This is a genomic window from Catenovulum adriaticum, from assembly GCF_026725475.1.
Taxonomy (GTDB): Bacteria; Pseudomonadota; Gammaproteobacteria; order Enterobacterales; family Alteromonadaceae; genus Catenovulum; species Catenovulum adriaticum.
Map to the genome: position 1 here is coordinate 2,708,372 of NZ_CP109965.1, position 13,814 is coordinate 2,722,185.

The 13,814-nt window shown below is 39.0% G+C and carries 14 protein-coding genes; 1 reads left to right on the forward strand and 13 read right to left on the reverse strand.

The features are described 5' to 3' along the window. Positions 1-84: 84 nt before the first annotated feature. On the reverse strand, positions 85-1,590 hold the full coding sequence (locus OLW01_RS11865) for an MFS transporter (RefSeq protein ID WP_268074134.1): 1,506 nt from the start codon (positions 1,588-1,590) through the stop codon (positions 85-87). 424 nt (positions 1,591-2,014) lie between these two features. Next, complete coding sequence (locus OLW01_RS11870; RefSeq protein WP_268074135.1) at positions 2,015-2,215, reverse strand: CsbD family protein; 201 nt, start codon at positions 2,213-2,215, stop codon at positions 2,015-2,017. A 290-nt stretch (positions 2,216-2,505) separates the two neighbouring features. Between OLW01_RS11870 and OLW01_RS11875 the strand changes: the two genes are divergently transcribed. Then, positions 2,506-4,935, forward strand: coding sequence for a phosphoketolase family protein (locus OLW01_RS11875; RefSeq protein ID WP_268074136.1), 2,430 nt, complete (start codon positions 2,506-2,508; stop codon positions 4,933-4,935). Positions 4,936-5,009: 74 nt separating this feature from the next. On the opposite strand, the gene sugE is transcribed toward OLW01_RS11875, so the two are convergent. From sugE to gspE, 11 genes are all read right to left on the reverse strand, one after another. Then, positions 5,010-5,324, reverse strand: coding sequence for a quaternary ammonium compound efflux SMR transporter SugE (gene sugE, locus OLW01_RS11880; RefSeq protein ID WP_268074137.1), 315 nt, complete (start codon positions 5,322-5,324; stop codon positions 5,010-5,012). 207 nt (positions 5,325-5,531) lie between these two features. Next, entirely contained in the window at positions 5,532-6,287 is a 756-nt protein-coding gene (locus tag OLW01_RS11885; protein ID WP_268074138.1) for a type II secretion system protein N, read from the reverse strand. Continuing rightward, entirely contained in the window at positions 6,287-6,751 is a 465-nt protein-coding gene (locus OLW01_RS11890) for a type II secretion system protein M (protein WP_268074139.1), read from the reverse strand. Before OLW01_RS11890 ends, OLW01_RS11885 begins: the two co-directional genes overlap by 1 nt. Then, complete coding sequence (gene gspL, locus OLW01_RS11895) at positions 6,748-7,968, reverse strand: type II secretion system protein GspL (RefSeq protein ID WP_268074140.1); 1,221 nt, start codon at positions 7,966-7,968, stop codon at positions 6,748-6,750. The genes OLW01_RS11890 and gspL overlap by 4 nt, the downstream gene beginning before the upstream one ends. Before the next feature lie 2 nt (positions 7,969-7,970). Further along, positions 7,971-9,032, reverse strand: coding sequence for a type II secretion system minor pseudopilin GspK (gene gspK / locus OLW01_RS11900; protein ID WP_268074141.1), 1,062 nt, complete (start codon positions 9,030-9,032; stop codon positions 7,971-7,973). Further along, the gene (gene gspJ / locus OLW01_RS11905) at positions 9,029-9,676 is read right to left on the reverse strand and encodes a type II secretion system minor pseudopilin GspJ (RefSeq protein WP_268074142.1); all 648 of its coding nucleotides are present in this window, start codon (positions 9,674-9,676) and stop codon (positions 9,029-9,031) included. The genes gspK and gspJ overlap by 4 nt, the downstream gene beginning before the upstream one ends. Then, the gene (gspI, locus tag OLW01_RS11910) at positions 9,676-10,053 is read right to left on the reverse strand and encodes a type II secretion system minor pseudopilin GspI (protein ID WP_268074143.1); all 378 of its coding nucleotides are present in this window, start codon (positions 10,051-10,053) and stop codon (positions 9,676-9,678) included. Before gspI ends, gspJ begins: the two co-directional genes overlap by 1 nt. Continuing rightward, the gene (gene gspH, locus OLW01_RS11915; RefSeq protein WP_268074144.1) at positions 10,053-10,646 is read right to left on the reverse strand and encodes a type II secretion system minor pseudopilin GspH; all 594 of its coding nucleotides are present in this window, start codon (positions 10,644-10,646) and stop codon (positions 10,053-10,055) included. Before gspH ends, gspI begins: the two co-directional genes overlap by 1 nt. 15 nt (positions 10,647-10,661) lie before the next feature. After that, the gene (gene gspG, locus OLW01_RS11920) at positions 10,662-11,096 is read right to left on the reverse strand and encodes a type II secretion system major pseudopilin GspG (protein ID WP_268074145.1); all 435 of its coding nucleotides are present in this window, start codon (positions 11,094-11,096) and stop codon (positions 10,662-10,664) included. Positions 11,097-11,099: 3 nt separating this feature from the next. Further along, positions 11,100-12,326, reverse strand: coding sequence for a type II secretion system inner membrane protein GspF (gspF, locus tag OLW01_RS11925; protein WP_268074146.1), 1,227 nt, complete (start codon positions 12,324-12,326; stop codon positions 11,100-11,102). Positions 12,327-12,332: 6 nt separating this feature from the next. Continuing rightward, the gene (gene gspE / locus OLW01_RS11930) at positions 12,333-13,811 is read right to left on the reverse strand and encodes a type II secretion system ATPase GspE (RefSeq protein WP_268076224.1); all 1,479 of its coding nucleotides are present in this window, start codon (positions 13,809-13,811) and stop codon (positions 12,333-12,335) included. Positions 13,812-13,814 lie beyond the last annotated feature (3 nt).

A 13,814-nucleotide genomic window follows, 5' to 3' on the forward strand; every position in this document is an offset into this window, starting at 1 on the left:
CGCTTAAACAATAAAACCAATTAAATTTATACAAAAAAAGCTACTTCACAAGAAGTAGCCTTTTTTATATTCGTTTTTGCCAACTTACGATTGTTGGGGATGAGCCTCGTGTTCAAGCTCTTCAGCTAAGTTTTCTTTGTTTGTATCTGTATTATCACTAACAAAAACCACTGATAAAGCCCCTAATACCATAGCAACACCAGCTAAAATCATAATGTAAATTGCTTGATTATTAAACCAATGCAGTAAAATTTGCCCCGCCATAGCACCACAAATAATTTGCGGTGCAGCAATCGTAAAGTTAAATATCCCCATATACACACCGGTTTTATTCGCAGGTAAAGAACCAGCTAATATTGCATAAGGCATAGCTAAAATAGCAGCCCAAGCAAACCCAATTCCTATCATGGGAATCAGTAAACCAAGCGCACCCACAGGCACATCAACTTGCGTAATAAACAAGTTCACATGCATAATTTGTGGATCATCAAACAAGATAAAGCTTATGTAGCCCAAACCACCCGCCAATAACGACAACGAATATGTTAATTTACGGCCAAATGTATCAGCAATTTTTGATAATACAATTGAAAACAAAGCCGCTGACAATGAATAGGCTGCAAATAAAATCCCGACCCAATCCCCAGCAGCACCTTTAGCTTGGGCGATATGTGCTGGGATTTGCTCAAGACTAGATAAATAACTTGAATCGAACCATTTACTATCTAAACCCCACGCATTTTGCGCAATCGCTGGCATGGTATAAACCCATAAAATATAAAGCGCAAACCAAGAGAAAAACTGTACTATCGCCAATTGCTTCATCGTTTTAGGCATGCTCATAAATAATTTAAAGAAACCGGATAGCTTTTCAGCTAGCGATTTTTTCTCTGCATTTAAGCGCTGCTCCTCTTCGTAATTTAACCCTTTGTATGCGCTGTATTCTTGAGGCGGATATTCTTTGGTACGAATCACTGTCCATAAAACTGAGCCCAGTAAAGCAGTCGCACCAATATAAAAAGCCCACATAACTGAAGGCGCGACTTCACCCGCTTTTGAGCTGTTTTCTAAACCAATGACATTAGTTAAAACAAAAGGCAATATAGAACCAACAACTGCGCCAATATTAATAACTAAAGATTGAACCGCATAACCTTGATTTCGTTGTTTTGCGGGCACCATGTCAGAGACCAAAGCTCTAAATGGCTGCATGGTTAAATTAAATGCCCCGTCCATCAGAGCTAACATTAAACCACCAAATAACATAGGCGCGATAAAAGCTACAAATATAGGAGAGTTAGGCATTAAACACATGCCCACAGCAGCAGCAATTGCGCCAGCTAAAATATAAGGGTTACGTCGACCAAATCGAGTCCAAGTTCTGTCTGATGCACTACCGACAATAGGTTGAATAATCAACCCCATAACAGGCGCCACCAACCAAAATAAAGACAACGAATGTAAATCTGCACCTAGATCAGATAATACTCGGCTGACGTTAGCATTTTGCAGTGCAAAGCCAATTTGCACCCCTAAAAAACCAAAGCTGACATTCCAAACCTGCCAAAACGAAAGTTTAGGTTGTTTCATTTAATTTCTCACTTCTAGTAGGTATATCTTAGGATGTGCTATAAATTCAGCTTACCTAAAACAAAATAATAACTTAATCATAACGTTTTTCAGCGACAAATCTATGCAACAAAGTGATTAGATTAAATGCATACGTATGTATCTTTAAATCTCTAAAAAAATGACTTTTAGTTCCGCAAAAAAGCAGCATAAATCAAAGTGAAATAGAAAGATTTACACACTAAAGCATGTAAATTTTAGTCATATTGGAACTGCAAAAATTATAGTAACAAAATAGATGAGCGTTAAATTTTCAGTAAAAGTAATACAAGCGTAAATAAAATAGGTGGGTATAAACTCAGGGCGTGCGTATAAAATTAAAGTTCGAGGCTAAAAATAGCAGGCTCAGCCGCTAAACTGAGCCTCAATCAATATGGATAAAGTATTAACCCAGCTCTCGAGAAAAATCACTGGTTTGTTTATCCGCTTCATCCTTGCTAATGCCGTATAACTCTTGAATACGACCAGATAACTCTTTTTGATTGCCTTTTACTACATCTAAGTCATCATCTGTTAATTTGCCCCACTTTTGCTGAGCTTTCCCTTTATATTGTGACCATTTACCTTCGATTTGTTCCCAATTCATCTCATCCTCCATAGATATAGATATAATAATTTCAACATACTTAAGTTTGTCTCGTTAATTTAGGTTTATTTAACAAGACACCAAACTAATCACTGCAAAACGCATACCAGTAAAAATCAGCGATAAAAAATCACCACAAAATACAGAGAACAAACTCAAAAATAATTGATTTAAATCACGGCAGGCTTATTGCATTTCCTCTAAATTAAAAGCTTAAAGTAAAAGCACAAATTCTAATTTAACCATCGCAATTCTAATTAATGAGCTTCAAATGATATAAGGATATCAATATGTACACCTTTGAACCTGACAAGACAGTTTTAGACAAAACCGAATTAACCTTAATCAGTCAATACTGGAACGCTTGTAACTATTTAGCTGCTGCTATGATTTACTTGCAAGATAATCCCCTACTAGATGAACCACTTAAAAGTGAACATATTAAAAATCGTTTGTTAGGTCATTGGGGCGCATCACCCGCATTAAGCTTCTGTTATATTCATATGAATCGTCTCATTAACAAATACCAACTCGATAGTTTATTTATTGCAGGACCTGGACACGGTGCCCCAGGCGTGCTTGCTCCGGTTTATTTAGAAGGCACTTATTCTGAGTATTATCCGGAAAAATCAGAAACCATTAACGGCTTAAAAAAGTTTTTAAAAGAGTTCTCATTCCCCGGCTTTATTGGCAGCCACTGCACACCAGAGTTACCTGGTTCAATACATGAAGGTGGTGAGTTAGGTTATAGTTTATCCCATGCTTATGGCGCGGCATTTGATCACCCTGATTTAATTGTCACTTGCGTAGTTGGTGACGGTGAAGCAGAAACAGGTCCGCTGGCAACCGCTTGGCATTCAAATAAATTTTTAAATCCAAAAACAGACGGTGCAGTACTGCCGATACTTAACTTAAATGGCTATAAAATTGCTAATCCAACTATTTTGGCACGTATTAGTGAAGAAGAGTTACTTAATTTATTTAAAGGCTATGGATATGAGCCTATATTGGTAGAAGGTTCTGAGCCACAGGTTATGCATCAAAAAATGGCCCATGCCCTAGAACATGCGGTTAATCAAATTAAGCATATTCAGCACCAAGCCAGGGTAGAAGATAAAAATGGGCGAGCGAAATGGCCAATGATAATTCTAAAAACGCCAAAAGGCTGGACTGGTCCTAAAACCGTTGATGGCCACCAAGTTGAAAACACTTGGCGTGCACATCAAGTCCCTTTAGCTGGCGTTAAAGAAAACCCAGATCACTTAGCCCAATTAGAATCTTGGCTAAAAAGCTACCAGCCTGAAACCTTATTCAATCATGATGGTAAACTAATACCTGAATTACAAGCCATTGCGCCTAAAGGGCAGTCTCGAATGAGCGCAAACCCAATTGCCAATGCGGGTATTGTCAGACAGCCACTAAAACTGCCAGACTATGCTCAATTTGCCGCGCAAGTTGATGCCCCTGGAAAGCTAAAAATATCCAACACCAGTGTATTAGGTGAATATTTAAATCAAATATTTATGGATAATCCGAACAATTTTAGACTATTTGGACCTGACGAAACTGCTTCAAATAAATTAGATGCGGTTTACCAATCGACCCAAAAAACTTGGCTGGCTGATGCTAAGCCTGAAGATAGTGATGGTGCCAATTTATCCGTTAATGGCCGAGTCATGGAAATGCTAAGTGAACACACTTTAGAGGGATGGTTAGAGGGCTATTTATTAACGGGACGCCATGGGCTATTGCATACTTACGAAGCTTTTGCGCATGTGATTGATTCTATGTTTAACCAGCATGCGAAATGGCTGGACATCTGTAAGCACAATGTTGAATGGCGCGCACCTATATCATCGCTTAATATTTTATTATCTTCAGTGGTTTGGCGCCAAGACCATAATGGGTTTTCACATCAGGATCCCGGTTTTATTGATTTAGTCACCAATAAAAGTGCTGATGTTAGCCGGATATATTTTCCACCTGATGCCAATTGCTTATTGTCAGTGGCCGAACATTGTTTGCAAAGCACTGACTACATCAATTTAATTATTTCAGATAAACAAAAACACCTTCAATATTTAACCATAGAGCAAGCCAAACAGCACTGTAAAAAAGGCATAGATGTTTGGGATTGGGCAAGCCATAGCGAAGCACTTGATACACAATCTCAAAGTGTTGATGTAATACTAGCCTGCTGTGGTGACATTCCTACCATGGAGGCACTAGCCGCTGCCGCTATTTTAAAAGAGTATTTACCGAACCTAAAATTACGCTTTATTAATATCGTTGATCTATATCGAATTCAATCAAGTGATGAACACCCTCACGGCTTGTCTACATCTGAATTTGAGCAGCTATTTACGCAAGATAAACCTATTATATTTAACTTTCACGGTTACCCTTGGTTAATTCACAAGTTAGCTTACAAACATAATGCGAGTGCTCGCTTACATGTACGTGGCTATATTGAAAAAGGCAATATAAACACGCCATTGGAGCTGGCAATTCAAAATAAAATTGACCGATTTAATTTGGTTTTAGATGTACTCAACCGTGTACCTAATTTAGAGGGTGCTGCTGATGGATTAAAAAACAAGATGCAACAGGCCATTAGCGACCATTTAAATCACGCACATACTTACGGAATGGACAGTGACAACATCAGTAATTGGCAATGGCCTGATACTAATTTTGAAGTAGAGGTTAATGATAAATAACACCGAGTAAAGCAACTCAGTCGCTCTCGTTAATTGAGCGATTGAGTTTTATTACAGGCAGTGGAAAATTCGAGTTAATGACTCAGTTTAAGACCAATAATACCTACAGCAATAAATACTAGGCTAATAATTTTAAGCGGATGAATGGGCTCAGAAAACAAAATTATGCCGGCTATCACAGTACCTATCGTGCCTATGCCCACCCAAACTCCATAGGCAGTAGTAAAGGGTAAAGTTCGCATCGCGAATGACAATAAAGACAGGCTCATTAGCAATGCAACAAGCGTCATTAAACTTGGCCAAAGCTTGCTAAAGCCATCACTATATTTAAGACCTAAAGCCCAAACAATTTCAAAAATGCCGGCAAGTACAATAATCAACCAACTCATAACAACCTCTATCATTAATTTTTAAATGAATTAGGTCGTCCCAAATTGATTTTGGCGCATTAGCGGGGGCAAAGCGGAGGTCGTCCTCATTTTAAAAAGAAGCTATCACTTCTGTCTAAAATCTAAAATCTAAAATCTAAAATCTAAAATCTAAAGCGAGTATACTTAAATACTCGCCAAATTCAATTACAGCTCATACCAAGCAACTTATTGCTTAAATTTTATTAAGTAGCGACCTTGGTTGTCTGGATTACCTAAATAACTTAAGGCAGCTTGTAGATCTTTACTAGCTTTGCTTCCGGCTGAAATATAGCCTTCAACCGAGTAGCTTTGATACGTATTTAAGCGTGCATTAATATCTAAAATTAATTGCTCAGGGTTGCCGTTAACCTTAGCAACAACGGCACCATTATCACAGCTAAGATTAGCGCCAATGTCACCATAGCTAAAGTTGGTTTTCATTGCATTTACGCCTGCTAATTTCCAATCAACTTGTCCAGATAAACTTTGACAAACGGGTTCACCTAACTGAGCTTGTTCTATATTAGCTTCAAGCAAACCAGACGCTTCAACTTTAAATGGCATATCCAATTGCTGGACAATTAAATCCGCTGGTAATTTAATTTGTACATCCGCCAGCGAAGGGCCGTTTAAACCATACCTTAATTGAGCAGAGCCTTGTGGCTCTAAAATTTTTCGAGGATGACCAAAAGTAACATCAACCGCGAGCTGAGCCGTTAATAACTGGCTAAAGTTATACGCCCAGTGCACGTCTTTTAAAATGGTTTTATCAACTCTAACCTGATCAATTTGACCAGACCAAATAGTACCACTTACATTACCTAGTTCAATTTGATCGCCTAATTCAATACGAGACACCAACAAATATGCGGGTAAAGTGACTATCAAAAAAATAAGATAAAAGAATAACCCCCAAATAATACGATTAATCCACTGCTTCATTATTTACTCACCTGCAAACGCCTAACTCTAACGGCGCCTGTTTTATCTGCTTCACTCACATCGATAGCTTCAATCGTTAACCCTTGATTTTGTGTTAACTGAGCCAACCAACGAATTAATGCATTAAATTCAATTTGCTCAATTTGTACCTGTAACGTCTCGCCTTGAGGCTGCATTCGGGCTAAAGAAATATTAGAGCGACGGGCGGCATTACTCATAATTTGGCTTAACGAACCTTGGGCAACTGATTTATCAGCACCTTGATGCTGTTTGTACTCGGTTATTTTTTCATTTACCCATTGCAAACTAACCTGTTTATTTTTTACTGATTGCTCAGCTTTTTCTAGGCGATTATTAATAGGCGCCCAAATAAGCTGGAAAAACAAGCCAATAATCAGTACAACGCCGGCACCTATAACAAGTTGCCTTTCGCGATCGGATAAATTTTCAAACCATTGTTTCATGATTCACCCCTAATACTAATCGCACCAACCACATTAGACCCTTGGTTATTTAAAGAGCCTTGATCAACTTTTAACGCATTTTGCTCAGCTGTTGATTTAAACTTTTCAAAACTCTGGAAATTTTTAGCGCTGGCGTTAATTCTAATTTCACCGCGTCGATAGTCAAAGCGTAAACTGTCAGGTTTTAAATCAGGCACCGCTGAAAACGCAGCAGATGATGCATCAATTAGCCCTAAAAAAGTCACTTGTTGAGAGCCACCACCTAATTTAGCTACTTTACGTTTTAGCTCTTTTTGGATGATACCCACAGATAAGTTTTTACCATTTGGAAAAACTGAGACATAAGATTGCCTAATTTGTTTTTCTAACTGCTCCGCCTGCTGCTCATAATCATAAATTTGTACCGATTTATGAGCCAAATTAACAGCTAAAGCTATACCGGCAACAATAGCAGCACTACGCCAAATTTGAATATATTTGGCACTGTCTTTTTTAAATTGATATGGCCCTTGGCGCAAATTAAATTGGCAGTCCTGACTATGTTTGGCCAAAAGCTCTAATGGCATAACATAATCAGCTTGATGAACTTGCTCAAAGTTCGCTAACACAGCTTCTGGCAATGGAGAATACTGGCAAATTTCAGCATCATGATGATATTTGGCAACTTGAGTTAACCAAAAATTAAGATGCTCTACCTGACAGCTACTAGCGCCAAAAGTGCCATAACGAACCAACCATTCCTGCCCTAATTGCACTAAATTTATTTTATCATCGTCTGGCAGCGCCAATGCATCAGGAATTAATCTTTGGCAATGGATACCCGCTTCGTTTAGCCAGTCTAACCACGTTTGCATTTTATTTTTATGGACAATTGCGACTTCTAATTTATCTAGTCCATCGGCTTTAAATTTACGTCCCTTCGCAAAAAACAATTCATCTACTTCACTCGCTAGCTCTTCTTCCAACATATAAGGAAGGGCCTGAATAAATTGACGGCTGACTTTAGCTGGGGTTTCAATTTGCTTAAATAAAATGTCGCTACTAGGCACAAAAACAATGGCGTTTTTGTGGTTGGCTCGCTCATGCAAGGTAGCCATTTGTTCTACATTGTTTAATTCGCCTGAGGCGATCACTTGTGCTTCGTTTGTAGACCAAACCAGCCAGTGCACACTTTGCTCAGCATGGCTTGGTAAACGAATAAATAATTGTTCAGACACAATTAAACTCCAATTTCGCGGGCGATTACAACAAACTTGCCCTGTTTATCCAGTGCTATAACAGAATTCAAACTAATCCAACTTTCGTTATATTCGGTTTTACTCTTTAGCTGAAAATATTCTGTGGTCACACTAAACTGCTCTTTAAAATTTTTACTTAATTTACCAACAGCTTTAATCTCTGATAACTGCCAAAAATCATTAATATCGTCAAAACCATCATCTGGCCTAGCTTCAATAACACTGCCAGCTGCCGATAAAGTGAGTTTGTTATCAAACATAGCGGCCAATACTTCAGCTTGCTCTTGCTTTAAAGTATTTACATTTAATACCATTTTATCAGTGTTAGGTACAATACAAACAAACGGCAATATTTTGTTAAGCGCTTGTTGGCCTGTTGCAGGATCATCTAATCCTTGTACTAATTTAAGTTCTGATTTATCAACAAAATAGCCATTTGCTGCCAAATAGGGCATTTGTTTAGCTTCATAAATATAATCTTCAGCGCCGTAACTTCTAGTTACGCTATCCACATCAAGCCAGTCTGCAAGTGCATCCCTGATTTGTTCTGCGTTATAATCATCTATACCCGCAAGCTCTAACAAGCGTTTAAATTGCTGCTCTGATGTTGGATCTAATGCGTTTTTATCATCTGGACTATTGGTATTTTGTTCATCTTGCTCTGTATTTTGAGGGATGACTTTCATTTCGTCATTGGTGTTTTTATTACCTTGTTTTACAACTGAGTTAATATTAAAACAGGCTTGCAGATCGTTAATATTGCCAGATATCTGCCCACCTTCTACTGGAAAAACCATATCTTCAACCGCCCATGGCTGAGCTAAATTAAAAACACCATCGTTTTCTTGACCTGATTCTTTTAAAGTGAGCTTAGCCAACTCTTCAGCGCTAACGGCATACCAATACGCTTGCTGATTTGAATTTAAGTTATCCAACCGCTTAATTTGCATTTGCATTCGAACCGACATTTCAGCGGCAATGATTGTCACCAAAGCGACAATTAATAATACCGTGATAAGCGCTATGCCTTTTTGCTTTCTCATGTAAGTGCCTTTGGTTTTTGGCTCGCCAGTAAAGCCGAGCTGGCGACACTAAAAATTCGGGTAACCTCACCAAAAGTTTTGCTTTGAATTTGAATCAAAATTCCTGTGGGTAAAGTGTTTTTATCCCATTTATCTGTCCAAGATTTTTCAGCTGGGCTATAAAATTCAAAATGAATTTGCTCCACATCCGATAACAAAGTTCTGACTTTTGGTTCTTCACCTTTAACCGGATCAGGAAAATCGTAATACATTCTTTCTAAATTACCGTCAAATACTCGGTAGGCAACCGATTGAACTTCACTTCGAGGTAAAATGTTCATTGGATTAACCCAACCTAAGCGACGAAAAGCTAAAACCTCTGAGTCGCTATCTAAAATAAATTCACCATGTGACAATAAATTAGCAGCTGGTTTTTCACCATCAACTCTAACTTGCCGCTCCGCCAGTTGAGCAAGATCACGTTCAATCACTAACATCGCCCGTTGCAATTGGGCCATTTTTTCACCATGCGCTAATGAAACGTCGTTACTATTAACTGTGCTAGATAAAATATTAGTGCCAGCAATGCCTAACAAAGCAAAAATAGCAATGGCTAATAGCATTTCAATTAAGGTAAAACCCAACGGCTTTTGAGACATTCGCATTAAGGTTTTCCTATATAGCTAGTCATTTCGGTTACGTATGACTCATAACCTGCGTCTGAATAAACGCTAATAGTGACTGCCACTAATTCTTCACCAAAACTGGTTTCGACCACTTTTTGCTGCCAATACCAAGTGGTACCAGCCATTTCAGCATCACCTTTTTTGTTTTTTTTAATTGGCCATTCTTTTTCAATTAATAACGTATTGAGTTGATTATTAGCCACCCAGTTACCTATCATTAATTGCTGTAATCTGTCTTGGTTATTAATATGCACTGAACTTGATTGCACAATTGCGACACCAGCTGTAGCCAAAATAGCCATAGCAACAATCACTTCTAAAATAGTAAAACCGCGTTTATTGTTTATTCGTTTCACTAACGACCCTCAGTTAGTTTTTCAACTTTAAGCGGCAGTTCACTTTCGCCTGAGACTTGATAAACAATTTCATCTTCACTCGAAAAAGGTCGACTAAAAATAAATTGCACACTGAATGGCGTAATTTCACCGCTTGAGAACAAATAAACTTGTGGTATCAGCTTCTTTTTTCCGTCTTCGTCGTCTTCATCATCCGAATCAAAAAACAAACCTTCATCTTCATCGTAATTTTCTAACCATGGAATTTCACCAATGCTCACTTGCAGCTCAAATCCTTCTTCCAATTCATGCTGGTCAAACATTTTGTCGCCATCAAGTGCTTGCCATTTTTCGCCATCATAAACTAAAAACTGATAGCTGTTTTCATCCAGCCTCAGCCCTAGTTGAAAGTTATTAAGCAAAGCATAATCTGACGCTAGCTGCACTACGGCTTGCAATCTTTTGGCTTCGTCTTCAACTTTGCTTTGGTCACTGCGAATATCAAACGATAGGCTCACACTGCTTAAAACAACGGCCATTAAAACCATGACTAACATGATTTCTAATAAAGTAAAGCCGCGTTGGCGGCTTAACTTAGTTTGATATTTTTGCATATAAATCAACTAGGCTTATAAAAACTCGTTAACGTTCCAGTTGCCAATATCGTCTTCTGTGTCTGCTTGGCCATCTGGTCCCACTGAGAAAATATCAATTTTTCCATTTTCACCTGGGCTCAATAGTTGGTAATCATTATCCCAAGGGTCTTTTGGTAAACGTTTGATATAACCGCCTTCAGGGAAGTTTTTAGGCATAGGTTCAATGCTGGGTTCATTGACTAAAGCATCTAAGCCTTGCTCTGTTGAAGGGTAAACATGGTTGTTAAGTTTATACATATCCATTGCTTGTTCTAGTGTCACTATATCGGTTGCTGCTTTTTTAACACGAGCTTTGTCACTTTCACCAATAAAATTCGGTGCAATCATGCTGGCCAAAATACCAATAATAACCAGAACTACCATAATTTCTAAAATGGTAAAACCTTGTTGTCGACGATTCATTTTCATTGTCTAACCTACCATAGAGTTAAGCGCCATAATTGGCTGTAAAATTGAAATAACGATAAAAAATACCACACCCGCCATAGATAAGACCATAGCAGGGCCGATAATACTCAGAGTTATGTTTACCATGCCTTCAAACTCTCGGTCTTGATTGTCGGCGGCACGGGCTAACATACTCTCTAATTCACCACTTTTTTCACCACTGGCGATCATGTGTAGCATCATGGGCGGAAATAATTTAGTTTGCTCAAGAGAGGCTCGTAAGCTTGTCCCTTCTCGCACCCGTAAACGAGCTTCTTGAATTGCTTCTTTAATATAATCGTTACTTAATACATCACCTGAAATTTTCATACTTTCAAGCAAAGGTACTGCGCTGGCTGTTAAAATACTTAAAGTTCGCGCAAAACGAGCGGTGTTTAAACCTTTTGATACTTTTCCAACTAACGGCATATCTAGCAATAATTTATGATATTGATACCTAGGTTTATCTTTTTTCATCAAGCGTTGAAACACCACACCTGAGGCTAAAATCAATAGCAGTAAAAAAGGACCGTAAGCACTTAAAAATTCACTTATTGCAATCATCAAACGCGTGGTGCCGGGTAACTCGCCGCCTAAACGATCAAACTGAGCGACAATTTTAGGTACAACTGAGGTTAATAAAAAATAAACCACGGAAAACGCAACCACCATCAGCATGACTGGATAAACAGATGCTTGTTGAATTTTCGACTTAGTCACTTGGCGTTGCTCGGTATAATCGGCTAGTCGCTCTAAAACCGTGTCTAAATGCCCAGATTTTTCACCCGCAGCCACCATAGAGCAAAATAAGTTATCAAAAATATGAGGATACTCAGCCATACTGTCGGCTAAGGTGTAACCTTCTGTGACCTTAGAACGTACCGCCATTATCATTCTTTCAATACGCGGAATATCACATTGCTGAGCAACTGCTAATAACGATTCCTCTATCGGCAAACCTGAAGCTGACAAAGTTGATAATTGACGGGTAATTAAAGCTAAATCTGACGCTGATATTTTGCGCTCAAACGAGAAAAAAGACGTTTGCTGAGCACCGGTTTGTTTTTCTTGGTTTCCGGCTGGCTGAACCTCAACCGGAATTAAACTTTTATCGCGTAATAATGCTCTCGCGCCTTTTGCGGTATCGGATTCGATAATGCCTTTTTTATTGCGCCCTTTGGAATCGAGCGCTTTGTATGCAAATGCGGCCATCGTCGATTAATCCTCTCGTGTTACTCGTACCACTTCCTCTAACGAGGTCTGGCCAGAAAGTACTTTGTCGCAACCATCTTGACGAATACTAGGCGATGTTTGTCTCACGAGTTTTTCAATGGCTTGTTCACCATGACCGTTGTGAATCATCTCACGTACTTCATCTGTCACGGTGATTAACTCATGAATGCCCGAACGACCTTTATAACCTGTCATATTACATTCGCCGCAGCCCACTGCGCGGTAAATAACGCGGCTATCATCATCAGCCAAGTCTAATACTTCACGTTCACGAGGATCAGGTTCATGTGCTTCTTTACAACTAGGGCATAAAGTTCGTACCAGTCGCTGGGCCAAAACCCCTAATAAACTCGATGATAACAAAAAGGGCTCAACCCCCATATCTTCTAGTCGAGTTATAGCGCCTGCGGCGGTATTGGTATGTAAGGTAGACATAACTAAGTGACCTGTCAAACTCGCTTGCACCGCAATGTGTGCAGTTTCTAAATCACGAATTTCCCCCACCATAACAACATCAGGATCCTGTCGTAAAATAGCGCGCAAGCCTCTCGCAAACGTCATGTCCACTTTGGTGTTAACTTGGGTTTGCCCAACCCCTTCTAACGCGTACTCAATTGGATCTTCTACGGTTAAAATATTTCGATCGGTTGAATTAAGTTCAGTTAAACCGGCATAAAGCGTGGTTGATTTACCCGAGCCTGTTGGCCCTGTCACTAATATAATGCCATGAGGTTTATGAATCAGTCCGCTAAATATCTGACGATTTGCAGCCGTCATCCCTAAATCTTTTAGGTTTAATTTAGCATTATTTTTATCTAACAAACGCAGTACTGCTCGCTCACCATGGCTCGATGGCATGGTACTTACCCGCACATCAACAGCTCTGCCTGCAATTTTAAGTGAAATCCTGCCATCTTGCGGCACACGCTTTTCAGCAATATCCAGCTTCGCCATTACTTTGATACGAGAAATTAAAACAGATGCTAATTTTCGATTTGGTTTTAATACTTCGCGTAAAATACCGTCAACTCGGAAACGAATTTTGAGTTCTTTCTCAAATGTTTCAACATGAATATCCGACGCACCTTCTTTAATAGCTTCACTTAACATCGCATTGATTAATTTAATAATCGGCGCATCATCTTCGTTTTCTAATAAGTCTTCGGTTTCTGGTAGTTCATCAATTAATGAAAATAAATCAGCTTCATTGCCTATATCTTCCATTAATTGTCTAGCTTCTGATGAATCGCGTTGATAAGCCGCGGTCATACGCAGCTCAAATGCATCATCACTCACTTTTTCAACGCTAAATTCTTTACCTAAAAAGCGGCGAACTTCCATTAAAGTATCAAGCTGAACAGACTCACGACAAATAGCCGTCCAAAGTTCATCATCTTTTTCAAGCAACACACCTTGCCGATTAGCAAAACTAAAAGGCAAACGAGAGTCGCCAATGGCGACCATTTC